Source organism: Streptomyces sp. NPDC093018 (assembly GCF_040684035.1).
Taxonomy (GTDB): domain Bacteria; phylum Actinomycetota; class Actinomycetes; order Streptomycetales; family Streptomycetaceae; genus Streptomyces; species Streptomyces murinus.
Window position 1 is genome coordinate 456,920 of the sequence record NZ_JBFBFF010000001.1, and the last position, 22,965, is coordinate 479,884.

Consider the following 22,965-nt stretch of genomic DNA (forward strand, 5'->3'; position numbering starts at 1 on the left):
CTGTAATTTTCAGCAAGTTGCACCAGCGAGTGGGTCAACCGGGGGGCGTGCGTTCAGGGGAACAGGCGTTCAAGGACGGCCGCGACGCCGTCCTCCTCGTTGCCGGGCGCGATCTCGTCGGCGTGGCGCTTGAGTTCGGGGTGGGCGTTGCCCATCGCGACGCCGTGCCCGGCCCAGGCGAGCATCGGGATGTCATTGGGCATGTCCCCGAACGCGACCGTGTGAGCGGCGTCGAAGCCCAGTCGCCGCCCGGCCGCGGCGAGACCGCTCGCCTTGTCCACCCCGTCCGGCAGCAGCTCGACCATCCCCTCACCGGAATGGGTGACCCCGATCAGTCCGGCGCACACGGAGAGCGCCAGCGCGGCGAGGGAGTCGTCGTCCAGCGTCCGGCTGCGGATGAGGACCTTCTCCACGGGCCGCGCCCACAGCCCCTCCGCGTCCTCGACCAGCCGCCAGCCGTGCCGCACCCGCTCGCCGAAACCCGGCGTGACCAGGAACTCCCCGGCCAGCCCCGCGGTCACCACGCCGAGCGCGAGGGGGCCCGCCGCCTCGGCGATCCGTGCCACCAGCGCCCGTACGACAGCCCGGTCGAGGGTCGCCGAGGACAGCAGCCGGTCGGCGCCGACGTCGTACAGCTGCGCTCCCTGCCCGCAGATCGCGAGCCCCCGGTAGCCGAGCGGGGCCAGCAGGCTCCGGCAGCCCGCGGCCGGGCGGCCCGTCACCACCAGGTGCCGGGCGCCGCGGGCGGCGGCCCGGGTGAGCGCGGCCCTGGTGCGCGGGGAGACGGTGAGGTCCCCGCGCAGCAGGGTGCCGTCGAGATCGGTGGCGACGACCGAGTACCGGGGCGTCATCAGGACCCGCCCCCGTGCAGACCCAGCAGGGTGTACGCGGCCAGGGTCGCCGCGTCCGTGATCCGTCCGGAGCAGACGAGGTCGCGCCACTGCGCCGGAGCCGCCCGGCGCTGGCGCATGTCGGCCTCGGTGGCCTCGCGTTCGGGCGGGCCCTGTGTCAACTCCTCGGCGAGGAAGACGTTGCAGCCCTGGCTGGCGTAGCCGTAGGCGACGTGCACCAGGCCCAGGTACGTCATCCGGGCGGCCCGCAGCCCGGTCTCCTCGCGCAGTTCGGCGCGGGCCAGTTCGAGCGGTGGCGCGCCCGCGTGCCCGGCGGGCCAGGAGCCCTGCGGGAACTCCCAGTAGCGGCCCGCGACGGGGTAGCGGTACTGCTCGACCAGATGCAGGGCGCCGTCCTCGTCCCGGGGGATCACCAGGGCGTAGTCCGGCTTGTCCACGACGCCGTACACGCCCTCGCTGCCGTCGGGGCGCCGGATGTCGTCCTCCCGGACGCTCATCCACGCGTTGCGGTACACCTCCCGGGAACGCACGGTACGGATCACGGCGCGGCCTCCAGCAGGGCGCGGATCCCCTCGGCGACACCGCGCACCCGCAGCCCGTGCCAGCGCAGCACCTCGTCCAGGAGGGTGCTGGTCAGACAGGTGTGGGCGGGCCGGCTGGCATACCGTCCCGCCGCCCGGGGCACCGGGGTCACCCGCGCCCGGGGCACGCCGAGACCGTCGGCGATCGCCGCCGCCCACTCGGCCCGCGAGACCCGGTCGGGGCCGCCGAGATGCAGCAACCCGGGTGCGCCGGGCTCCAGTACGGCGGCGGTCACCGCGGCCACGTCCTCGACCAGCACCGGGGTGGTCCACTGGTCGTAGGGCGCCGCCACCTGCTCGCCCGCGCGCAGCCCGTGGGCACAGGCGGCGAAGAAGTTCAGCCACTTGGCGCGGTCCGCGGGCTCCCAGCCGTAGACCAGGCTCACCCGCAGCACGGTGGCGTCGGGGGCCGCGGCCACGATCCGTTCGGCGGCCAGCTTGGCCCGCCCGTAGGCGTTCGCGGGAGCCGTAGGGGTGGCCTCATCATTGTCGGCGCCGCTGCCGTCGAAGACGTTGTCCGTGGAGATCAGCACGGTACGACGGCCCCGCGCGGCCGCCGTCAGATGGCGGGCCGCGGCACTGTGCAGCGCGATCGCGCGCTCGGGGTCGGCCTCGCACCAGGTCACGTCGGAGGGGCCGTGCACCAGCACCAGCCGGTCCGGCCGTACCGACTCGACCACCTGTGCGCAGGCGTCCGCGTCGGTGGCGTCGAGCCGCACCCAGGGCGCGGGGCCCTCGGGCGGCGGGGTGCGGGAGGCGAGCACGGGGGTGCCGCCCCGCGCGGCCAGCCGGACGGCCACGGCGCGTCCGACGAAGCCGCTGCCGACGATCAGCGTGGTCGTGCTCATACGGCCGTCACCGCCCCGAGTCCAGCGCCCCGCGCCGCCAGCAGCCGCCCGGCGCCGATCAGACCGTGGTCGTCGTCCGGGGCGCCGAGCGTCACCATGCGCCGGATGCCCTCGGCGTCCAGACCGAAGCAGCCGAGCCGCTCCAACTCCTCGGTGAGCAGCTGGACATAGCGGGGTCCGACGGCGAGCGCGAAGCCGCCCATCAGGATGTAGCGGCGGATGCCGATGGAGGTGAACACGGAGATGATCGCGGAGGCGAGATGGGGCAGGACCGAGCGCAGGACACCGGTCGCGAACGGGTCGCCGGACCGGATCGCGGCGACCAGCGCCGGGTTGTCCAGCCGGTCCGGATCGGGCGTGACGGCGCCGAGGGCCGAGCGGGCGTAGCCGAGGGGGTCGGCGTGGGCGGCGCGGCGCGCGGCGGCGAGGGTGCCGCGCCCGGAGGCGATGCCGCCGAGATGGCCCCGGCCGCCGCAGTCGCAGCGGGGCGCGTCGGGGGAGGGATCGCAGGGCCAGTGGCCGAGTTCGCCGCCGTGGCCCTCCGCGTCGAGCAGCACCTCGCCCGCCCGGTACACCTTGCTGCCGATCCCGGAACTCACCGTGATCAGGCAGAACGGCGGCTCGTCGGGGCCGTGCACATAGCGCCAGGCGGCGGCCGTCAGATCGTTGACGACGACCACGGGCAGGCCCAGGCGGTCCTCCAGCGACTGCCGCACGGCCAGCGGCTCGCCGGGCCCGCCCCAGATGGTGGGCGCGGCCAGCGCCCGGCCGTCGGCGGTGACGGGACCGGCGAAGGCCACGGCCAGCGCGCCGCTGCCGTGTCGCCGCACCGCCTCGGCGCACCGCGCGGCGAGCTGTTCGCGCACGCGTTCCTGGAGGACCGCGACGGGCGCGCCGGGGTGCCGGTCCAGGCCCTCGGTCGGGGTGCGGCGCACATCGGACAGGGCGCCGGTGGTGAGGTCGTAGCGGGCGGTGCGCAGGGTGGTGCCGCCCAGATCGACCACCGTGCAGGCGGGTTCAGACATGGGCTCCTCCTCGGGGGGAGGCGGGCGCGACGGACTGCACCGTGCCGTCCTCCAGGACGATCGCGGAATCGATGTCGGCGCCGTCCGGCACCTCGGCGCCCGGCAGCAGCACACTGCGCCGCACCCGCGCCCCGGCACCGATCCTGGCACCGGGGAAGGCGACGCTGTGCTCCAGCAGCCCGCCGTTGACGAGATCGGCCGGAACCAGACTGCGGGTCACCCCGGGAGCGGACCCGACGACCGCGCGCGGCACCTCGGGCCTTATCGTGCACGGAAGTTGACCGACCGTCAGCGACGGCCGCTCCGCGACCAGCGCCAGATGGGCCCGGTGGTAGCGGTCGACGGTGCCGATGTCCTCCCAGTGCCCCGGCACCTCGTGGCCGAGGATCAGCTCACCGTCCGCCAGCATCGCCGGGATGACGTCCCGGCTGATGTCGTGCTGCCAGTCGGTGCCGTCCAGCCGCTCCAGACAGTGGTGCAGCCGGGCCGCGTCGAAGACGCAGAACGCCGCGAAGACCAGATCGCTGGTCGGCTCGGCGGGCTTCTCCACGAACGCCGTCAGCCGCCCGGCCGGATCGAAGTCGACCATCCCGAACAGATGGACGTAGCGGCGTTCGATCCGCTGGTAGGCGAGGGTGAGCGCGGCGCCGGAGCGCCGGTGGGCGGCGATCAGCGGCCCGTAGTCGAAGCGGTACACATGGTCCGCGTGCAGCACCAGCACCTCGGAGGTGTCCGGTCCGAACAGGTACGGCGCCTTGCGGATCAGCGCGTCCGCGGTGCCCCGCTCGGGGGTGCCGCCGGGCGGCGGGGGCAGATAGCCGGTGCCCTCGCGGTACGCGCGGTCGTACGGTCCGAAGTGCACCCGGAATCCGGGCCGCCACCAGGTGCGGTACAGGTCGTCCATCAACTGCCGCTCCTCGTACTGGGACAGCAGCAGCACCTCGCCGAGCCCGGACGCCTCGGCGTTGGCGAGCGAGAAGTCGATCAGGCGGCCGGCTCCCCCGAACGGCACCAGCGGCTTGAGCCGGCCGTGTCCCAGCGGACCCATCCGGCGGCCCTCGCCACCCGCGAGCAGCGCGGCGCGCACCCCGTCAGCCACGGCGCACCACGTCCCAGGCGGAGCGCCCGTCGGCCAGGGTCAGCAGCAGGTTCAATTCCCCTCCGGTGTACGGCAGTTCGTCGAGTCCTATGGTGAACTCGCCCGGCCCGGTCGCGACCGCCCGGTGCACCACCGTGCCCCGGCGCCCCGCACCGGCGGGCTCGGCCCACAGGACCGCCTCGACGCGGGCGGCATGCGGCAGCCGGTAGACCAGCCGGTCGTCGGTGAGCGAGTGGCGGGCGTCCAGGCGGGCCCGCAGCTCCGGGTCGCAACCGGCGGCGCGGGCACAGCGCGCGAAGTCGGCGCGCGCCCAGGCCGCGTCGAACAGGGCGCGGCGCGCCCCGGCGTCCAGGGGACGGCAGCGGGCGTAGGCGTCGGCGTCCCCGAACCGGACGGCGGCCTCGGCGATCGCGTCCGCGTGCGAGCCGTACGCCTCCTCGGGCAGCAGATCGAACCAGCCGTGTCTCAGAAGGAGTTGCACATCCCGCGCGGGCCGCTTCCCCTCCCACAGCGGGGTGAAGGCGGCCAGATGCTGCCGTGCCGTGTTCGCCCAGGTGAACTGCCGTGCGTTGGCCATGGAGTCGGCCCGCAGCCGCGCGTACTCCTCGGGTCGCTCGCGCAGCAGGGCGGCGGCCTCCTGGATACGGCGGGCCAGCGCGTCGGCGAGCAGCGAATCGTCCTCGGCGAAAGAGCGGTTGACGGCGAAACCGGTGGCCCCGGGAGTGTCCAGCGGGTCGGCGACATGGCCGAAGTGGGCCATGCCCAGCTGGGCCGTGGCGATCGGGACGGCGCCGACGGCCATCGCCTCGCCCTGCGCGATCAGGAAGGTGTCCATCTCGAACTTGGACGGGAAGAGACAGAAGTCCGAGGAGGCCGCGTACGCCATGATCCGTTCCTCGGCGACCCGTTCGCACTCCAGGTGGATCCGGTCCTTGTGGCGCTCGACCACCTCGCGGATGTACGGATCCCCGATCCCGTCGTCGCTGAGGCAGCGCAGCACGAAGTTGGCCGCCAGACCCTCGGCGAGGACGCGGTCGACCGCGCGGAACAGCTCCAACTGCCCCTTGTGGTTCACCGCGTAGCGCGCGTTGTGGAAGAACGTGGGCAGCGCCGGGTCGAGACCGAGGCCGCCGAGGACGGCCGCGCGGTCCACGGCGGGCCGCTCCGGCGCGGTCCAGCGGGCGCCGATCGCACAGCCGCCGACGAAGCTCTTGTGCGCGTTGCGGCGCACCGTCTCGTACACCGGCAGCGTGCGGAACGGCTCCTCGAAGGGGGTCCCGGCGAAATCGGTGTAGAACTCCAGATGCCCCGGCGAGAGGAAGTCCACCAGGTCGGCGTGGTCGGCGACCAGGTCGTAGACGCCGATGTGCCCGGGGCCGTACTCGTAGTGCAGATGGGTGCGTTGCTGGTAGGCGCCGCGCACGGATGCGGGGGACGGCCGCTCGGCGGGCAGCGCGAGCGGCGCGTCCAGGAACTCCAGGAGCCGTTCGACCTCCGGCCGGTACACCTTCTTGGTGATCGGCATATTGCTCTGCACGGTCCCGACGACCAGCTTCGAGGGGTCGGCGCGGAACGCCGCCGGCATCAGATAGTGGTAGTACGGCTCATGGGCGTGCACGAGCGCCTTCTCGTCCCCGAACCGGGCGCGCACGAAGCGGATCGTGTCGACCTGGTAGGCGAGCGACTTGAAGAAGACCAGATCGTGGCCCTTGCTGTCGTACGGCGGGTAGAAACGGTCAGGGAGCGCGTCCAGCAACTCGTTGGACAGGAAGTACAGATCGACGCCGTCCAGCCGCAGCCGGTGCGCGGTGGTGGTGAGCGGGACGCCCACCTCGGCCGGGAAGCGCTCGCCCCAGACGTCCGGGTCGAGGACGAGCGGCAGCTCGTAGGTGTCCTCGTGGTCGAGGGTCTCCAGGTCGTAGGAGGCCCGCAGTTCGGCCAGTCGGCCGTGGGCCGGGGTGACGACCGAGACGCGGTGGCCCGCCTCGGCCAGCGAGGTGGAGAGATTCCAGAGGTAGACGGATATCCCGCCCTGGAGGAAGCGGTGGTCGAAGCCCCCGCACTCGAAGTACGTCTCGATGATGTGCACGGGTGTCCTCATCCGCCGGCCGGGAGACCGGGGGCCTCCACGGCGTGCCGCAGGTTGATCGCCGCGTGGTAGGCGCGGTCGTGGGCGTAGGCGTAGTCGAGCTCATGGATCAGCCGACGCAGCCTCAGCAGCCGCCAGGCCGGGTGCGCGTCCCGGTCCGGGCCCGCGTCGGCCAGCAGGTTCCCGGCCCGCGCGGCCCACAGCCCCGCCGCCCGCCGCAGCCGGGCGAGACCGGCCAGCCGCCCCTCGGTCCAGCCGGGCGTGTCGGGGCGGGCGCCCGCCGCCTGGAGCAGCGCGGTACGGCAGGTGTCCTCCGGGTCCATGCCGAGGACGCCGGCCGCGTGATCGGAGAACTCGTCGGCCGTGAAGATCTCCAGCCCCCGGGTGAGGGCGGCCAGATCCTGCCACGGTGACTGCGCGGTGGCCGGGTCGGCCGGGTCGGCGCGCGGGGTCGACAGGTCGATCACGCACAACTCCCAGCTGCCGTCGGCGCGTTCGCCGCGCAGCACATGGGACAGATGCAGATCGCCGTGGCAGGGACCGGCGGGCCAGGGCCGCGCCGGGAGACCGGCCGTGCGGGTCAGCTCACGGGACAGACCGGTCGCCGCCGCCTCGCGCACCGGCACCGGGTAGCGGGTGTCGGCGAGGATCTGCGGGGTGAGCCGGGCGAGCCGCTCGGCGGTCTCGTCGAGGACCGCCCCGGCGGGGAACTCCGGGTGCGGGCCCAGCCGTTCGGCCAGCTCCCGGTGGAAGTCGCGCAGGAAGTGCCCGGTCTCCCGCAGCGGCGCGACCAGCTCCCGCTGGGAGGCGTCGACGGCCGCGCCCGGCTCCACGCCGTCCGCGAGCAGGGGCCACAGCGCCCGGATCCCCGCCCGCAGGGGCACATTGAGCCCCTCGCCCTCGGCGAACCGGTACAGCACCCCGAGCGGCTCCCGCGCCCCGGTCGCCGTATCCACGTATGTGTAGTCGCCGACCGGCTGCTGGGTGCGCCCGCCGTCCGCCATCAGGCGCAGCAGCTCGGCCTCCCGGTTGCCGGTGCCGATCCGCCGGTAGCTCTTGTGGGTGTGCGCGATGCCGCCCAGGTCGATCAGGGACAGCGCGTTGGAGCACCAGCCCGGGTCGAAGGGCAGCGGGCCCCGGTAGGCGGCGGGCGCGCCCCGGAACTCGATCGCGTTGCCGCGCAGGGTCGGCAGCCGCAGCCCCGCGCGCAGCGCGTCCACCACCGAGCGGTCGAACGCCGTCGTACCGGCGGCCGGTTGCCCGGGGTCCGCGTCGAGGACCGGTACGAACCAGCGGGTGGCGCCGGCCCCGACCAGCAGCAGCCGGACCTCGCCGAGCACGGCCTGGTCGTACAGCTCGAAGGGGCCGTGGCGCCCGGCCTCGTCCATCCAGGAGGCCGCGCGCAGCAGGGCGGCGGTCGCGGGCGCGGGGGCGCCGGGCAACAGGGTGTCCAAGGGTCAGCTCCCGGTCATCTCGTAACGGTCCACGCCCCGGTGCCAGACGACCAGGGCGAGCGTCACCGCACCCGCGGTCACCACGAACAGCCAGGGCAGCATCCCGGTGCGCCCGAAGAGCAGATAGGTCGCGGGGACGTAGGCGGTGAAGGCGTAGGGCAGCAGCCAGGTCAGCAGCCACCGCAGGGAGGGGTGGTACAGATCGAGGGGGTAGCCGGAGAAGTCGCCCAGCTGGTTGGCCGCGTACAGGGCCGGGAAGCTGTTCGTCGTCCAGAACGCCAGGGACGCGAACAGCGTCTTGATCGAGGCGAGGACCAGCGTCCCGCACAGCACGAGCAGCGGCAGCAGCAGCCACTGCACGACACTGAGGCGCAGATCGAGCCGGTCGGCCGCGTACCAGGTCAGGGCGGCGCCGGTGAACAGCTCGCCGAAGCCGTCCGGGTACAGGAAGCGCTCGGACAGCAGCGAGAACAGCGGATGCACCGGGCGGATCAGATAGCGGAAGAAGTCGCCGTTCTGCACCAGTTTGCGGGCCATCACCCACAGCTGGTCGGTGAACATCCGGTCCAGGCCGCGCGGCAGCAGCGAGAAGCCGAGCAGGAACAGCACCTCGTGGTAGTCCCAGCCGGCGATCCGGGGGGTCTGCCGGAACACCATGCCGACCACGGCCACCTGGCACACCACCCGCAGCACCAGACCGCCCGCGCCGAGCAGGAAGTCCATCCGGTACTCGGTCAGCCGGTGCACGCTGACGGCGCTGAGATGCCAGGTCAGCCGGGCGTAGCGGGCGGCCGTCGAGAAGGGGCCGGGTGCGGTCATCCGCCCAGCACCTCCACCCGTCGTACGGCACCGCGCCAGGCCAGCGCGGCCAGTGCGCACAGGGCCAGTGCCCAGCCGAGCTGCACCGCGAGGATCCCGGCCGCGCCCGCCGCCCCGTCGTAGCGGCCGAGCAGCAGCCGCAGCGGGCCGTCGACCATGCCCTGGAACGGCAGCACCCGGGCCACCGCCGCGAGCGGCCCCGGCATCAGCGCGAGCGGCACCACCTGCCCGGCGAAGAACGCGACCACGCTGTCCTTGACGACGCGCACGCCCCAGATGTTGGTGGTCACGAACCCGGCGAGCCCGACCAGCAGATTCACCCCGAAGCCGATGACCAGGGACAGCGCGGCGGAGAACGCGAAGAGCAGCAGGCCGCCCCAGGTCGGCGTGGTCAGCGGCAGCAGCAGCGCGTACAGCGCGACGACGGGCACGGCGACCAGAGTGGCGTTGGTGAGCGAGACCGGCAGCCCGGTGGCGAACCGGGACAGCGGATAGCTGACCGGGCGCAGCAGCGAGACGGCGATGTCCCCGCGCTGGACCTCCCCGGAGACCTCCTCGTCCACCCGGCTGGCCTGCATCAGGCCGAGCACCTGGGCGAGCAGCACATACGTCGTCAGGCGCGGCAGGTCGTAGCCGCCGGGCAGCCCGCCCGGCTGACCTCCGTACACCGCGCGCCACAGGAAGACCTGGACGCCGACGGCGGTGGTGGCGGTCAGGGCGTTGATCAGGAAGGTGGAGCGGTACTGGAGCAGCGACTGGAGGCTGGAGGCCGCGAACGGGGTGTAGCGGCGCAGGGCGGGGGCGTTCACGCGGCCGCCCGGCCGGCGTAGATGCGCCGCAGCACCATCTCCACGTCGGGTTCGGGGGCGACGCAGTCGGTGACGTCGAAGTGGTCGAGCAGGAAGCCCATCACCTGGCGGGCGGTCCAACGGGCCACCGGATACTCGACCTTGACCCGTCCGTCCTCGGTCAGCGTCGCCGACGCACCGTCGAGTCCCTTCTCGATCAGGCCGATCGCCTCGTCGGCGGTGCCGTGCTGCTCGAAGACCACCGCCCTGGTGTCGGCGGTGCGCAGCAGTTCGTGCATGGTCCCGCGGTGCACGACCTCGCCGTGGTTGACGACCAGCACCCGGTCGCAGATGGCGGTGATGTCGCCCATGTCGTGGCTGGTGAGAAGCACGGTGGTGCCGAGTTCGGCGTTGACATGGTTGACCAGCCTGCGCACGGCCTCCTTGAGCACCAGGTCGAGGCCGACCGTCGGCTCGTCCAGGAAGACCACCTTGGGGTCGTGCACCAGGCTCGCCGCGACCTCGGCCCGCATCCGCTGGCCCAGACTGAGCTGCCGCACCGGGGTGTTGCCCAGTGCGTCGAGGTCCAGCAGCTCCTGGAAGAGGGCCATGTTGCGCCGGTAGACGGCGTCCGGGATCTCATGGATCCGGCGCAGGATGCGGAACGAGTCCGGCACCGGCAGGTCCCACCACAGCTGGCTGCGCTGCCCGAACACCACCCCGATGTTGGCCGCGTTGCGCCGCCGCTCCCGGTACGGCTCCAGGCCCGCGACCAGGGCCCGGCCCGAGGTCGGGGTCATGATCCCGGTGAGCATCTTCACCGTGGTCGACTTGCCCGCGCCGTTCGCCCCGATGTACGCGGCCTTCGTCCCGGCCGGGATCTCGAAGGACACCCCGGCAACGGCCCGCACCAGCCGGTGCTTCCGGCTGAACAGCGTGCTCAGGCTGCCCAGCAGACCGGGCTCCCGCTCGGCGACCTTGAACTCCTTGACCAGGTTCTCCGCGACGATCACCGGGTGTCCCCCGTGGCCCGCTCCAGGGCGCGGTCGAGCAGTGTCACGCCCTCTTCGAGGAGCGCGCGGTCGATGGTGAACGGCGGTGCCAGGCGCAGCACATGACCGCCGATCGCGGTACGCAGCCCGAGGTCCAGCGCGTGCCGGTACACGGCCTGGGCGATCTCGGGCGCGGGCCGCCGGCTCGTACGGTCGTGCACGAACTCCAGCCCGTGCAGCAGCCCGAGCCCGCGCACCTCGCCCAACACCTCGTACTTGGCGTGCAGTTCTGCCAGCCGCGCATCCAGTACGGCGCCCAGCTCGGTCACCCGGGCGAGCAGCGTGTCCCGTCGTACGACCTCCAGCGTGGCCTTGGCCGCGGCGATGCCCAGCGGATTGTTCGCGTACGTCGAGGCGGTGGATCCGGCGCGGCCCGCCTCGGGGTGCCGCAGCACCGCGGACCGGCCGGCCAGCGCGGCGAACGGGAATCCCGAGGCCAGGCCCTTGGCGAGGGTCACGAGATCGGGCTCGACGCCGAACCGCTCACTGGCCAGGAAGGTGCCGGTGCGGCCGCCGCCGGTGAGCACCTCGTCGGCGACGAGCAGCACCCCGTTCTCCCGGCAGCTGTCGGCGATCTGCTCCCAGTAGCCGGGCGGCGGCACGATCACCCCGGCCGCGCCGAGGACCGGTTCGAAGACCAGCGCGGAGATGTTCGGCTTCTCCGCGATGTGCCGGCGCACCAGCGAGGCGCAGCGCACCCCGCAGGAGGGGTATTCCAGCTCCAGCGGGCACCGGTAGCAGTAAGGGGAGTAGCCCAGCACGCTGTTGCCCGAGAACGCCTGGTGGCCGATGTCCCAGTGGACCAGCATCCTGGCCCCCTGTGTCTTGCCGTGGAAGCCGTGGCGCAGTGCCCCGATCCGGTTGCGGCCCGGTTCGGCGACGGCCGCCACGGCGCGCAGCGCGGCCTCCACCACCTCGGCGCCGGTGGAGAAGAAGGCGTAGGTGTCCAGCTCCTCCGGCAGCAGCTCGGCGAGCAGCTCGCACAGGGCGGCGCGGTCGGCGGTGGCGAAGTCGTGCACGTTCCACAGCCGCCCGGCCTGCTCGGTGAGCGCGGCGACGACCTCGGGGTGGCCGTGGCCCAGCGACTGGGTGAGGGTGCCGGCCGCGAGGTCGATGTACTGGTTGCCGTCCAGGTCGGTCAGGACCGCGCCGCGGCCCTCCACGAAGACCCGGCGGCCCAGCGCGGACTCCTCCGAGGCACCCGGCGCCAGATGCGCCGACTCCCGCTCCAGCAGCTCCCGTTGGCGCGGGCCGGTCATCCGGCACCGCCCAGCGGGCCGACCTCGAAGACCAGCAGGGTGATGTCCTCGTCGCCGTCGTTGGCGAGCCCGTGCTCACCGTAGGGGCGGTTGGGGACGAGGTCGCCCGCGCGCACCGTGAACTCCTCGCCGTCCAGCGTCATCCGGCCCCGGCCGGAGAGGATCACGTACGTCTCCTCGTCGTCCGCGTGCCGGTGCAGTCCGATGGAGGTGCCCGGGGGCAGCACGACCAGGTCGATGAACGCGATCGGCGCCCTGGCCCCGGCGCCGAGGTAGGCCCGGTGGGCGCGGATCGTGCCGGTGCCGCCGTGGTCGCCGGTCACCTCACGCAGCAGCCCCTCGTACAGGTTGGTGACACGGGTGCGGACGGGTTCGGGCGTCGGGGCTCCCGGCTCCGGCAGGGCAGGACTCATCGCGGTACGGCTCCAAGGCGCTTGCGGGGAAAGGTGGTTCGCGGCGGGGGGCCGTTCAGCAGGCGGCCGTGAGCGGCGCGGCGGCGTTCCCGGCACGGGCGGCACGGGCGGCCAGAGCGTCCAGCGCCTCCTGGAGCGCGGTGCCGGGGATGTCGTCCAGGTCGTCCACGAAGACCGCCGAGCCGATCCCGTCCGGCACCACAAGGTGCAGCCGGCGGCCCCGGCGCTCCCAGGACGCCTTCAGGGCCCGGTCCATCAGCTCGGGCGTGCAGGTCTCCGGGTCGAAGACGGGCAGCCCGAGCGCGTCGATCAGGGCGACGATCCGCTCGCAGTCCCCGGCGTCCAGCAGGCCCAGCACCCGGGCGAGTTCACTGGAGAGGGCCATGTCGATCGCGACGGACTCGCCGTGCGCGATCCGGTACTCGCTGGCCGTCTCCATCACGGGCCCGAAGGTGTGCCCGAAGTCCACGAGCCGGGCCAGGTCGTGCTCGCGCAGATTCGGGCACAGCTCCTCCATCATGAGCCGCATCGAGGTGCGCAGCACATAGTCCTCGACGCCGTGCCGCCCGAGCCCGTCCTCGGCGAGCGACGCCGGGACGGCGTACGGCCGCTGGAAGACCTGGGGGCACTCCTCCAGGGCCTGGAACAGCCGGGCGTCCTTGATGATCGCCATCTTGGCCGTCTCGCCGAGCCCGCAGCGGATGTCGCGGGGGGCCAACGACCGCAGGAACGCGGGGTCGTTGAGGGAGGCGTGCGGCGGGTGGTAGGCGCCGAGCATGTTCTTGGTGCCCAGGGCGTTGATGCCGGTCTTGACGCCGACGCCCACGTCGATCTGGCCGACCAGGGTGGTGTTGACCTTCACATAGCGCACGCCCCGGCAGTAGATCGCCGCCGCGAACCCGACCAGGTCGCAGGTGACGCCCCCGCCGACGGCGAGCATCACACCGCCCCGGTCCAGACCGGCCGACTTGGCCAGCGCGCAGATCTCCTCGACGGTCTCCATGCGCTTGCGGTCCTCGCCGCCGGCCAGGACGTGCACGCTCCAGGTGCCCGGGGCGAACCGCGCGTCCAGATAGGCGCGCAGCCGGCGTCCGTACAGCCGGTCGACGGTCGGCCCGGTGAAGGCCACCACCCGGCGCCCCTCGCAGCACTCGGCGAGCAGCGGGTTGGCGGGAGAGAACACCTCGCGGGTGAGATCGACGCGGTACGAGGTCCCGTCCGGTGCGCGGAGGGTGAACCCGTTGTCATCGCCTCGGACCCCGGATTCGGCGGCGGATGTCTGCGCCGTCACGACACTCCTCGAATCGGCCGGATTCACCACCGGCTGGCCGTCAACTGCGATCAACAGGGCTTGAGTTAAACAGGTGATCGAGCACGTCTGCAAGAAGTTGATGAAACTTGCTGCTGATTCTTGCAAGCGGAGGCGGTCATACTGGTGGACATGGGTGACCCCGGTCTCTACACCCCGCGCTCCGTGACCTGGCAGCTGCACGGCGACCCCATGATGTGGGTGGCCGGCGTCCGCGCCCTCTACCTCCAGGCCCTGCTCCCGCGCGCGGTACGCGGCGTGCTCCAGAACTCCGACTTCCGGCGCGACGCGTGGGGCCGCCTCGGGCGCACCGCGGACTTCGTCGGCGTGACGACGTACGGTTCGACGGAGGACGCCGAGCGCGCCGGTGCCCGGGTCCGCGGTATCCACCGCAGGCTCATGGTCACCGACCCCGTGAGCGGCGAGCGGTACGGCGTCGGCGAACCCGGGCTGCTGCGCTGGGTGCACTGCGCGGAGGCCGACTCCTATCTCCAGGTGCTGCGCCGCTCCGGCTACCCGCTCACCGACGCCCAGGCCGACCGCTACATCGCCGAACGCCGCGTCAGCGCCCGCCTGGTGGGCCTCGACCCGCAGGAGGTCCCGGCGAACCGCGCCGAACTGGCCGCGTACTTCGCGGAGATGCGCCCCCGGCTCACGGCAGGACCCGAGGCCCGGGAGGTCGACGACTTCCTCCGACGCCCGCCGGTGCACCCCCTGTTGATCCCGGCGCGCGACCTGCTGTGGCGCCGGGTGGCCGCCCTCGCCTACGCCGCGCTGCCCCCGTACGCCCACGACCTGTACGGCAGACCGGCCCCCGCCCCCGCTGCCGTCACCCACCGCCTCCGCACCACCGGCACCCTGCTGCGCCGCATCCCGCCCCACCTGCGCTGGCAACGCCCCCCGAAACACATCCTGCGCGCGATCTCCCGCCTGGGCCCCGCCGCGTGCCCGGCCCCGCACAAGATCCCCTAGCGCCCCTCTGGCCCACCGGATCACCCCGTGTTACGAAGGACCATGTCCGTGAACCAGGGAACCCGCGCGTACGACGCCGTCATCGTCGGGGCAGGCCACAACGGTCTGGTCGCCGCCGCCTATCTGGCCCGGGCCGGGCGCTCCGTGCTGGTGCTGGAGCGGCTCGGACACACCGGCGGGGCCGCCGTGTCCAGTACGCCGTTCGCCGGGGTGGAGGCCAGGCTGTCGCGCTACTCCTACCTGGTCAGCCTGCTGCCGCAGAAGATCGTGGCCGACCTCGGCCTCGACTTCCGGCTGCGCTCGCGCACCATCTCCTCGTACACCCCCGTGGAACGCGCGGGCCGCCCCACCGGACTCCTCGTCGGCGGCGGCGAGGCACGGACCCGGGACGCGTTCGCCCGGCTGACCGGCGGCGCGCGCGAGTACGCCGCCTGGCAGCGCTTCTACGGCATGACCGGCCGGGTCGCCGAGCGTGTCTTCCCGACCCTCACCGAGCCGCTGCCCACCCGGGACGAGCTGCGCCGCCGTATCGACGACGAGAATGCCTGGCGGGCCCTGTTCGAGGAGCCGATCGGGGCCGCCGTCGAGGAGTACTTCGAGGACGACCTGGTCCGGGGCGTGGTCCTCACCGACGCCCTGATCGGCACCTTCGCCGATGCCCATGACCCCTCGCTGGCCCAGAACCGCTGCTTCCTCTACCACGTGATCGGCGGCGGCACCGGCGCCTGGGACGTGCCCGTGGGCGGCATGGGCGCCCTCACCGACGCCCTCGCGACGGCGGCCCGTGCGGCGGGCGCGGAGATCGTGACCGGACACGAGGCGGTCCGCATCACCGGCGACGAGCACGGCGCCGAGGTCACCTATCGCACCGCCGACGGCGAGGGCGTCGCCGCCGCCCGCCACGTCCTGGTCAACGCCGCACCGCGGGAGCTGGCCGCCCTCACCGGGGACACACCCCCGGAGCCCGCCGAGGGCGCCCAGCTCAAGGTCAACATGCTGCTCACCCGGCTGCCGAAGCTCCGCGACCCCGATGTCGACCCGCGCGAGGCGTTCGCCGGCACCTTCCACATCGCCGAGGGATACGGCCAGTTGGCCACCGCCCACGCCCAGGCCGCCGCGGGCCGGCTGCCCGCCGCGCCGCCCTCCGAGATCTACTGCCACTCGCTGACCGACCCCACCATCCTCGGCCCCGAACTCGCCGGGCGCGGCTACCAGACCCTCACCCTCTTCGGCCTGCACACCCCGGCCCGGCTCTTCGACCGGGACAACGACGGCGCCCGCGAGGAACTGCTGGACGCCACCCTCGCCGAGCTGGACGCCCATCTCGCCGAGCCCCTCGCCGACTGCCTGGCCACCGACGCCGACGGCCGCCCCTGCATCGAGGCGAAGACCCCGCTCGACCTGGAGCGGGACCTGCGGCTGCCCGGCGGCAACATCTTCCACCGCGCCCTGTCCTGGCCCTACTCCCAGGCGGACACCGGCCGTTGGGGCGTGGAGACCCCGCATCCGCGCGTCCTGCTGTGCGGGGCGGGAGCGGTGCGCGGGGGAGGGGTGAGCGGCGTACCCGGACACAACGCGGCGATGGCGGTACTGGAACAGGGAGCCTAGCGAACAGAACTGACGGTACGTCAGAAAAAGCCTTCCGTCGTACGGGCCGGTGCGGCATCCTGCGCCCATGCAGACGGAGCTGAGCGACCAACTGGGCATCGAGCACGCCGTCTTCGGCTTCACGCCGTTCCCCGCCGTCGCCGCGGCCATCAGCCGCGCCGGTGGCTTCGGCGTGCTCGGCGCCGTTCGCTACACCGCGCCCGACGACCTCAGACGCGACCTCGACTGGCTCGACGCACACACCGAGGGCCGCCCCTACGGACTGGACGTCGTCCTGCCCGCCCGCAAGGTCGAGGGCGTCACCGAGGCCGACGTCGAGGCGATGATCCCCGAGGAGCACCGGCGGTTCGTGCGCGACACCCTCGCCGCGCACGGGGTCCCCGAACTGCCCGACGGCGAGGCGGCCGGCTGGCGGATCACCGGCTGGATGGAACAGGTCGCCCGGAACCAGCTGGACGTCGCCTTCGACTACCCGATCCGGCTGCTCGCGAGCGCCCTCGGCTCACCGCCCGCCGACGTCGTCACCCGCGCCCATGAGCGGGGCGTGCCCGTCGCCGCGCTCGCGGGCAGCGCCCGGCACGCCCGCAAGCACCGGGACGCGGGCATCGACATCGTGGTGGCCCAGGGCTACGAGGCCGGCGGGCACACCGGGGAGATCGCCACCATGGTGCTCACCCCCGAGGTGGTGGAGGCCGTCGCCCCGCTGCCCGTGCTGGCCGCAGGCGGCATCGGCAGCGGAGCGCAGATCGCCGCCGCCCTCGCCCTCGGCGCCCAGGGCGCCTGGCTCGGCTCCCTCTGGCTGACCACCACCGAGGCCGAGCTGCACTCGCCCGCCCTGACCCGCAAACTGCTCGCCGCCGGATCCGGGGACACCGTCCGCTCCCGCGCCCTGACCGGAAAACCCGCCCGCCAGCTGCGCACCGCCTGGACCGACGCCTGGGACGACCCGGCGGGGCCCGGACCGCTGCCCATGCCGCTCCAGGGACTGCTGGTCGCCGAGGCGGTCTCCCGCATCCAGAAGCACGAGGTCGAACCCCTGCTCGGCACGCCCGTCGGGCAGATCGTCGGCCGGATGACCGAAGAACGCCGCGTCCAGGACGTCCTGGACGACCTCACCCGTGGCTTCGAGCGGGCCGTGGACCGGATCAACCGCATCGCCAGAAGGAGCGGCACATCATGAGCGCACCGGTGACGCCCCCCGCCGGCTTCTGGGCCCAGGCCGCCCAGGACCCCGGCCGCACCGTCCTGATCGCCCCCGACGGCGCGGAGTGGACCGCCGGCCGCCTCGCCGGCGCCGCCAACCGGCTGGTCCACGGGCTGCGTGCGGCGGGCCTGGAGCGCGGCGACGCCTTCGCCGTCGTCCTCCCCAACGGCGTCGAGTTCCTCACCGCCTATCTCGCCGCCACCCAGGCCGGGTTGTACCTCGTCCCGGTCAACCACCATCTGGTCGGCCCCGAGATCGCCTGGATCGTCGCCGACTCCGGTGCCAAGGTGCTCATCGCGCACGAGCGCTACGCCGACACCGCACGCGCCGCCGCCGACGAGGCCGGCCTCCCGGACACGGCACGCTACGCGGTCGGCACCGCCCCGGGCTTTCGGCCGTACGCCCGACTCCTCGAAGGGCAACCGGAGTCGGCGCCCACCGGACGCGAACTCGGCTGGGTCATGAACTACACCTCCGGTACGACCGGACGCCCGCGCGGCATCCGCCGTCCGCTGCCCGGCAAGCCCCCCGAGGAGGCGTACCTGGGCGGCTTCCTCGGCATCTTCGGCATCACGCCGTACGACGGCCATGTGCACCTGGTCTGCTCGCCGCTCTACCACACGGCCGTCCTCCAGTTCGCGGGCGCCTCCCTGCACATCGGCCACCGGCTGGTGGTGATGGACGGCTGGACCCCGGAGGAGATGCTGCGCCTGATCGACACCCACCGGTGCACCCACACCCATATGGTCCCGACCCAGTTCCACCGGCTGCTGGCCCTCCCCGAGGAGACCAGGGCCCGCTACGACGTCTCCGCCATGCGGCACGCCATCCATGGCGCCGCGCCCTGCCCGGAGCACATCAAGCGGGCCATGATCGACTGGTGGGGGACCTGCGTGGAGGAGTACTACGCGGCCAGCGAGGGCGGCGGCGCCTTCGCCACCGCCGAGGACTGGCTGAAGAAACCCGGCACGGTCGGCAGGGCCTGGCCGATCAGCGAACTCGCGGTCCTCGACGACGACGGCAACCGGCTGCCGCCCGGTCGACTGGGCACCGTGTACATGAAGATGAACACCGGCGGCTTCGCGTATCACAAGGACGAGGACAAGACCCGCAGGAACCGGGTCGGCGACTTCTTCACCGTCGGCGACCTCGGCTACCTGGACGAGGACGGCTGCCTGTTCCTCCGCGACCGCAAGATCGACATGATCATCTCCGGCGGGGTCAACATCTACCCGGCCGAGATCGAGTCCGTGCTGCTCGCCCACCCCGCCGTCGCCGACGCCGCCGCCTTCGGGATCCCGCACGACGACTGGGGCGAGGCGGTCAAGGCCGTCGTGGAACCGGCCCCCGGGCACCGGCCGGGCCCCGAGCTGGCCGCGTCGATCCTCGGCCACTGCGCGGACCGGCTCGCCGGGTTCAAGCGGCCCCGCAGCATCGACTTCGTCGCCGAACTGCCCCGCGACCCCAACGGCAAGCTCTACAAACGACGGCTGCGCGACCCCTACTGGCAGGGGCGCACCCGCCCGGTCTGATCCGGCACCCGCTCGACGGCGGCGCGCGCCCGGCCGCAATCCGGTCCTGCCACAGCCCTTGACCTGCGCGTCCGGCGGCCGCAAGATCTGCGGTCATGAGCAAGGCACAGGGCGGCACGGCCGGCGGACAGGGCGACAGCACGGTCGACGCGATGCTGCGGCGCAGCGCCCGCCGCACCCCCACGCGGATCGCGGTGGAGTACGGCGAGCGCTCCTGGACGTACGGCGAACTGGACGACGCGGTCTCCCGCGCGGCCGCCCTGCTGCTCGCCGAGGGCCTCGTTCCCGGCGACCGGGTCGGCGCCTTCGGCCACAACTCGGACGCCTACCTGATCGCCTTCCTCGGCTGCGCCCGCGCGGGCCTGGTCCATGTCCCGGTCAACCACCACCTCACCGGCGACGACCTGGCCTACCTCGTCGGGCAGTCCGGCAGCACCCTGGTGCTCACCGACCCCGATCTCACGGACCGGCTCCCCGAGGGGGTGCGGTCGCTGCCGCTGCGCGATGCCGGGGACTCGCTCCTGACACGGCTCGCGGACACCGCGCCGTACGACGGCCCGGGACCGCGCTCCGAGGACCTGGCGCAACTGCTCTACACCTCCGGTACGACGGCGCTCCCCAAGGGCGCGATGATGACGCACCGGGCCCTGGTGCACGAGTACTTGAGCGCGATCACCGCCCTGGACCTGCGCGCGCAGGACCGCCCCGCGCACGCGCTGCCGCTGTACCACTCGGCGCAGCTGCACGTCTTCCTGCTGCCCTATCTCGCGGTCGGCGCCACCAGCGTCATCCTGGACGCGCCGGACGGGGACCTGCTGTTCGACCTGATCGAGGCGGGCCGCGTGGACAGCGTGTTCGCGCCGCCCACCGTATGGATCGCCCTGGCGAACCGGCCCGACTTCGCCACCCGCGACCTCGACGGGCTCCGCAAGGCGTACTACGGCGCCTCCATCATGCCCGTGCCGGTCCTGGAGCGGCTGCGCGAGCGCCTGCCGGACCTCGCCCTCTACAACTGCTTCGGGCAGAGCGAGATCGGCCCCCTCGCCGCGGTCCTCGGCCCGGCCGAGCACGCGGAGCGCCCCGCCTCCTGCGGGCGGCCCGTGCTGTTCGTGGAGGCCCGGATCGTGGACCCGGAGGGCCGAGAGGTGCCCGACGGCACGACCGGCGAGATCGTCTACCGCTCGCCCCAGCTGTGCGAGGGCTACTGGGACAAGCCCGAGGAGAGCGCGGAGGCGTTCCGCGACGGCTGGTTCCACTCCGGCGACCTCGCGGTCCGGGACGCCGAGGGCTGCTTCACGATCGTGGACCGGGTGAAGGACGTCATCAACTCCGGTGGTGTGCTGGTCGCTTCACGGCAGGTCGAGGACGCCCTCTACACCCATGAGGCGGTCGCCGAGGCCGCCGTGGTCGGCCTGCCCGACACCCGCTGGATCGAGGCCGTCACGGCGATCGTCGTACGGCGCGGCGAGGTGACCGAGGAGCAACTCGTCGCGCACGTACGGGAGAAGCTGCCGTCCTTCAAGGCACCCAAGCGGGTGCTGTTCGTGGACACGCTGCCGCGCAACGCCAGCGGGAAGATCCTCAAGCGCGAACTGCGGGACCGCTTCACACAGGGGTGAGGCCATCGCCCGCGGGTCGTCGGGCGATGACGTACGGCACCTTCGCCGCTCAGCCCTGTCCGGTGTCGCGCGGGCGCAGGTCCACGATCCGGCGGATCTTGCCGACCGAGCGCTCCAGTGACTCCGGCTCCACGATCTCCACGTCCACCGACACCCCGATGCCGTTCTTCACCGCGGTCACGATGGACCGGGCCGCCGCCTCCCGCACCTCCGGGGTGGCACCGGCGCGCGCCTCGGCGCGCACGGTGAGCGAGTCCATCCGGCCCGTACGGGTCAGCCGCAGCTGGAAGTGCGGCGCCACCCCCGGCGTGCGCAGCACGATCTCCTCGATCTGGGTGGGAAACAGATTCACCCCGCGCAGGATCACCAGATCGTCGCTGCGCCCGGAGATCTTCTCCATCCGCCGGAACACCCGCGCCGTGCCGGGCAGCAGCCGGGTCAGATCCCGGGTCCGGTACCGGACGATCGGCATGGCCTCCTTGGTCAGCGAGGTGAACACCAGCTCGCCCCGCTCGCCCTCCGGCAGCACCTCGCCGGTGAGGGGATCGATCACCTCCGGATAGAAGTGGTCCTCCCACACGGTCAGCCCGTCCTTGGTCTCCACGCACTCCTGCGCCACCCCGGGACCGACCACCTCCGACAGCCCGTAGATGTCCACGGCGTCGATCGCGAACCGCTCCTCGATCTCCCGCCGCATCTGCTCGGTCCACGGCTCGGCCCCGAAGATCCCGACCCGCAGCGAGGTCGTACGGGGGTCCACGCCCTGCCGCTCGAACTCGTCGAGGAGCGTCAGCATGTACGAGGGCGTCACCATGATCACGGCCGGTTCCAGGTCCTGGATCAGCTGGACCTGCCGCGCCGTCATGCCACCGGACGCGGGGACGACCGTACAGCCGAGCCGCTCCGCGCCGTAGTGGGCGCCGAGCCCGCCGGTGAACAGCCCGTACCCGTACGCCACATGCACCACGTCACCGGCGCGCCCGCCCGCCGCCCGGATGGAGCGCGCGACCATGTCGGCCCACATGGACAGATCGTTCTCGGTGTAGCCGACCACCGTGGGGCGCCCTGTGGTGCCGCTGGAGGCGTGCAGCCGGCGGATTTGCTCCCTGGGCACCGCGAACATCCCGAACGGGTAGTTCTCCCGCAGGTCCGCCTTGGTGGTGAAGGGGAAGCGGGCGAGATCCTCCAGCGAACGGCAGTCCTCCGGGCGGATCCCCGCCTTGTCGAAGGACTCCCGGTAGAACGGCACCCGCTCATAGGCGTGCCGCAGCGAGGCGCGCAGCCGCTCCAGCTGGAGCGTCCGCAGTTCCTCGGGGCCGAGCCGTTCGCCCGCGTCCAGCAGCTCTCGCGCGTCCGCCATCGGCACGTCTCCTCACCAAGTCGGTCCGGACCGTGACAATCCGGACGACCGATCATTCGGTCGAACTGTTCGGGGTCAGTAATTCAGGCCGAAGGGGTTCGGGACAAGGGGGCTGCGGAGATTTGTCGTGCCGCCTGCGGAAATACCTTGCGGCCGGGCGCGCCGGGCCGACAGCATCATGTCCATGCCGACCTTCACCACGCCCGACGGCACCCGCCTCGCCCACCATCTGCGGGGCGCGGGCGAACCTCTCGCCGTACTGCCCGGCGGCCCCCTGCGCGCCTCCGCCTATCTGGAGGATCTCGGCGGGCTCACCGCGCACCGCCGCCTGGCCCTGCTGGATCTGCGGGGCACCGGTGACTCGGCGGCTCCGGCCGACCCGGCGACGTACCGCTGCGACCGGATGACCGAGGACGTGGAGGCCTGGCGCGACCATCTCGGTCTGGACCGTTTCGACCTGCTCGCCCACTCCGCGGGCGCCGCCCTGGCCATGCTCTACGCGGCCCGCCACCCGCACCGGATCAGGCGCCTGCTGCTGATCACCCCGAACCCGTCCGCCCTCGGCCTGCGCGCCACCCCCGAGGACCGGCTCGCCGCGGCCGCGGCCCGGGCGCACGAGCCGTGGTTCCCCGAGGCGTACCCCGCCCTTCGTGCCTGGCTCGCGGGCGAGGCGGACTTCGACGAGGTGTTCCTGCCCTTCTTCCACGGCCGCTGGGACGACACCGCGCGGGCGCACGCGGACGCGGAGCTGGAGCAGACCAACGAGGAGGCCGCCGACCGGTACTTCGCCGAGGGCGCCTTCACCCCGGACGCGACCCGCGCCGCCCTCGCGGCCCTGGGGGCCCCGGTCCTCGTGTACGCGGGCGCACTGGACGGCGGGCCGCGCCCGGACCTCGCCCGCCGGACAGCGGAGTGCTTCCCGAACGCGGAGGTCGTCGTCCAGCCGGGTGCCGGGCACTATCCGTGGCTGGACGATCCGGCGGAGTTCCGGGGGCGGGTCGCCGGGTTCCTCGACCGGTGAGCGGTGAGCCGGGCCCCACCTCCGGCCCGGTCCCGCTGTCCGAGCCGAATATCTCAGGATTG

The 22,965-nt window shown here is 73.1% G+C and carries 20 protein-coding genes; 6 read left to right on the top strand and 14 right to left on the bottom strand.

Going from position 1 to position 22,965, the window contains the following annotated elements; translation table 11 throughout:
• Positions 1–53 precede the first annotated feature (53 nt).
• The 13 genes from AB0N90_RS01900 to AB0N90_RS01960 are packed head-to-tail and all read right to left on the bottom strand — an operon-like array spanning position 54 to position 13,569.
• The gene (locus AB0N90_RS01900) at positions 54–851 is read right to left on the bottom strand and encodes an HAD family hydrolase (protein WP_365192267.1); all 798 of its coding nucleotides are present in this window, start codon (positions 849–851) and stop codon (positions 54–56) included.
• Positions 851–1,393 carry an NUDIX hydrolase gene (locus AB0N90_RS01905; RefSeq protein WP_365192268.1) on the bottom strand — a complete coding sequence of 181 codons (543 nt, stop codon included), beginning with the start codon at positions 1,391–1,393 and terminating at the stop codon, positions 851–853. Before AB0N90_RS01905 ends, AB0N90_RS01900 begins: the two co-directional genes overlap by 1 nt.
• Positions 1,390–2,280, bottom strand: a complete 891-nt coding sequence (locus AB0N90_RS01910) for a sugar nucleotide-binding protein (RefSeq protein WP_365192269.1) — start codon at positions 2,278–2,280, stop codon at positions 1,390–1,392. The genes AB0N90_RS01905 and AB0N90_RS01910 overlap by 4 nt, the downstream gene beginning before the upstream one ends.
• Complete coding sequence (locus tag AB0N90_RS01915) at positions 2,277–3,305, bottom strand: ROK family protein (RefSeq protein ID WP_365192270.1); 1,029 nt, start codon at positions 3,303–3,305, stop codon at positions 2,277–2,279. The genes AB0N90_RS01910 and AB0N90_RS01915 overlap by 4 nt, the downstream gene beginning before the upstream one ends.
• The gene (locus AB0N90_RS01920) at positions 3,298–4,404 is read right to left on the bottom strand and encodes a sugar phosphate nucleotidyltransferase (protein WP_365192271.1); all 1,107 of its coding nucleotides are present in this window, start codon (positions 4,402–4,404) and stop codon (positions 3,298–3,300) included. Before AB0N90_RS01920 ends, AB0N90_RS01915 begins: the two co-directional genes overlap by 8 nt.
• Entirely contained in the window at positions 4,397–6,493 is a 2,097-nt protein-coding gene (locus tag AB0N90_RS01925) for a glycosyltransferase (protein WP_365192272.1), read from the bottom strand. Before AB0N90_RS01925 ends, AB0N90_RS01920 begins: the two co-directional genes overlap by 8 nt.
• 8 nt (positions 6,494–6,501) lie before the next feature.
• Complete coding sequence (locus AB0N90_RS01930) at positions 6,502–7,947, bottom strand: hypothetical protein (protein ID WP_365192273.1); 1,446 nt, start codon at positions 7,945–7,947, stop codon at positions 6,502–6,504.
• A 3-nt stretch (positions 7,948–7,950) separates the two neighbouring features.
• Positions 7,951–8,766: an ABC-2 family transporter protein gene (locus AB0N90_RS01935; protein WP_365192274.1), complete on the bottom strand. Its 816-nt coding sequence runs from the start codon at positions 8,764–8,766 to the stop codon at positions 7,951–7,953.
• Entirely contained in the window at positions 8,763–9,575 is an 813-nt protein-coding gene (locus AB0N90_RS01940) for an ABC-2 family transporter protein (RefSeq protein WP_365192275.1), read from the bottom strand. The genes AB0N90_RS01935 and AB0N90_RS01940 overlap by 4 nt, the downstream gene beginning before the upstream one ends.
• On the bottom strand, positions 9,572–10,567 hold the full coding sequence (locus AB0N90_RS01945; RefSeq protein WP_365192276.1) for an ATP-binding cassette domain-containing protein: 996 nt from the start codon (positions 10,565–10,567) through the stop codon (positions 9,572–9,574). The genes AB0N90_RS01940 and AB0N90_RS01945 overlap by 4 nt, the downstream gene beginning before the upstream one ends.
• Entirely contained in the window at positions 10,564–11,865 is a 1,302-nt protein-coding gene (locus AB0N90_RS01950) for an aminotransferase class III-fold pyridoxal phosphate-dependent enzyme (protein ID WP_365192277.1), read from the bottom strand. The genes AB0N90_RS01945 and AB0N90_RS01950 overlap by 4 nt, the downstream gene beginning before the upstream one ends.
• Positions 11,862–12,278 (bottom strand): cupin domain-containing protein, encoded by a 417-nt coding sequence (locus tag AB0N90_RS01955; RefSeq protein ID WP_086809438.1) that lies wholly within the window; start codon positions 12,276–12,278, stop codon positions 11,862–11,864. The genes AB0N90_RS01950 and AB0N90_RS01955 overlap by 4 nt, the downstream gene beginning before the upstream one ends.
• A 55-nt stretch (positions 12,279–12,333) precedes the next feature.
• Complete coding sequence (locus AB0N90_RS01960; RefSeq protein ID WP_365192278.1) at positions 12,334–13,569, bottom strand: sedoheptulose 7-phosphate cyclase; 1,236 nt, start codon at positions 13,567–13,569, stop codon at positions 12,334–12,336.
• A gap of 150 nt (positions 13,570–13,719) precedes the next feature.
• Here AB0N90_RS01960 and AB0N90_RS01965 point away from each other — a divergent pair, with 150 nt between their 5' ends.
• From AB0N90_RS01965 to AB0N90_RS01985, 5 genes are all read left to right on the top strand, one after another.
• The gene (locus tag AB0N90_RS01965) at positions 13,720–14,559 is read left to right on the top strand and encodes an oxygenase MpaB family protein (RefSeq protein ID WP_365192279.1); all 840 of its coding nucleotides are present in this window, start codon (positions 13,720–13,722) and stop codon (positions 14,557–14,559) included.
• Between the two features lie 42 nt (positions 14,560–14,601).
• Positions 14,602–16,167: an NAD(P)/FAD-dependent oxidoreductase gene (locus tag AB0N90_RS01970; protein ID WP_365192280.1), complete on the top strand. Its 1,566-nt coding sequence runs from the start codon at positions 14,602–14,604 to the stop codon at positions 16,165–16,167.
• Positions 16,168–16,234: 67 nt separating this feature from the next.
• The gene (locus AB0N90_RS01975) at positions 16,235–17,347 is read left to right on the top strand and encodes a nitronate monooxygenase (RefSeq protein ID WP_365192281.1); all 1,113 of its coding nucleotides are present in this window, start codon (positions 16,235–16,237) and stop codon (positions 17,345–17,347) included.
• A complete protein-coding gene (locus tag AB0N90_RS01980; protein ID WP_365192282.1) occupies positions 17,344–18,903 on the top strand; it encodes an acyl-CoA synthetase in 1,560 nt (519 codons plus the stop codon). Before AB0N90_RS01975 ends, AB0N90_RS01980 begins: the two co-directional genes overlap by 4 nt.
• Positions 18,904–18,998: 95 nt before the next feature.
• Positions 18,999–20,522, top strand: a complete 1,524-nt coding sequence (locus tag AB0N90_RS01985; RefSeq protein ID WP_365192283.1) for an acyl-CoA synthetase — start codon at positions 18,999–19,001, stop codon at positions 20,520–20,522.
• A gap of 49 nt (positions 20,523–20,571) precedes the next feature.
• Here the strand turns inward: AB0N90_RS01985 and paaK are convergent, their stop codons facing one another.
• Positions 20,572–21,882, bottom strand: a complete 1,311-nt coding sequence (gene paaK / locus AB0N90_RS01990; protein WP_365192284.1) for a phenylacetate--CoA ligase PaaK — start codon at positions 21,880–21,882, stop codon at positions 20,572–20,574.
• Between the two features lie 184 nt (positions 21,883–22,066).
• On the opposite strand from paaK, the gene AB0N90_RS01995 reads away from it, so the two are divergent.
• Positions 22,067–22,903: an alpha/beta hydrolase gene (locus AB0N90_RS01995; protein WP_365192285.1), complete on the top strand. Its 837-nt coding sequence runs from the start codon at positions 22,067–22,069 to the stop codon at positions 22,901–22,903.
• Positions 22,904–22,965 lie beyond the last annotated feature (62 nt).

Bases quoted from the DNA above. Each gene is read 5' to 3' on its own strand.
- AB0N90_RS01935 (WP_365192274.1), bottom strand. From the start codon at position 8,766: ATGACCGCACCCGGCCCCTTCTCGACGGCCGCCCGCTACGCCCGGCTG.
- AB0N90_RS01980 (WP_365192282.1), top strand. From the start codon at position 17,344: ATGAGCGCACCGGTGACGCCCCCCGCCGGCTTCTGGGCCCAGGCCGCC.
- AB0N90_RS01985 (WP_365192283.1), top strand. From the start codon at position 18,999: ATGAGCAAGGCACAGGGCGGCACGGCCGGCGGACAGGGCGACAGCACG.
- AB0N90_RS01950 (WP_365192277.1), bottom strand. From the start codon at position 11,865: ATGACCGGCCCGCGCCAACGGGAGCTGCTGGAGCGGGAGTCGGCGCAT.
- AB0N90_RS01915 (WP_365192270.1), bottom strand. From the start codon at position 3,305: ATGTCTGAACCCGCCTGCACGGTGGTCGATCTGGGCGGCACCACCCTG.
- AB0N90_RS01995 (WP_365192285.1), top strand. From the start codon at position 22,067: ATGCCGACCTTCACCACGCCCGACGGCACCCGCCTCGCCCACCATCTG.
- AB0N90_RS01975 (WP_365192281.1), top strand. From the start codon at position 16,235: ATGCAGACGGAGCTGAGCGACCAACTGGGCATCGAGCACGCCGTCTTC.
- AB0N90_RS01955 (WP_086809438.1), bottom strand. From the start codon at position 12,278: ATGAGTCCTGCCCTGCCGGAGCCGGGAGCCCCGACGCCCGAACCCGTC.
- AB0N90_RS01965 (WP_365192279.1), top strand. From the start codon at position 13,720: ATGGGTGACCCCGGTCTCTACACCCCGCGCTCCGTGACCTGGCAGCTG.
- AB0N90_RS01970 (WP_365192280.1), top strand. From the start codon at position 14,602: ATGTCCGTGAACCAGGGAACCCGCGCGTACGACGCCGTCATCGTCGGG.
- AB0N90_RS01910 (WP_365192269.1), bottom strand. From the start codon at position 2,280: ATGAGCACGACCACGCTGATCGTCGGCAGCGGCTTCGTCGGACGCGCC.
- AB0N90_RS01900 (WP_365192267.1), bottom strand. From the start codon at position 851: ATGACGCCCCGGTACTCGGTCGTCGCCACCGATCTCGACGGCACCCTG.
- paaK (WP_365192284.1), bottom strand. From the start codon at position 21,882: ATGGCGGACGCGCGAGAGCTGCTGGACGCGGGCGAACGGCTCGGCCCC.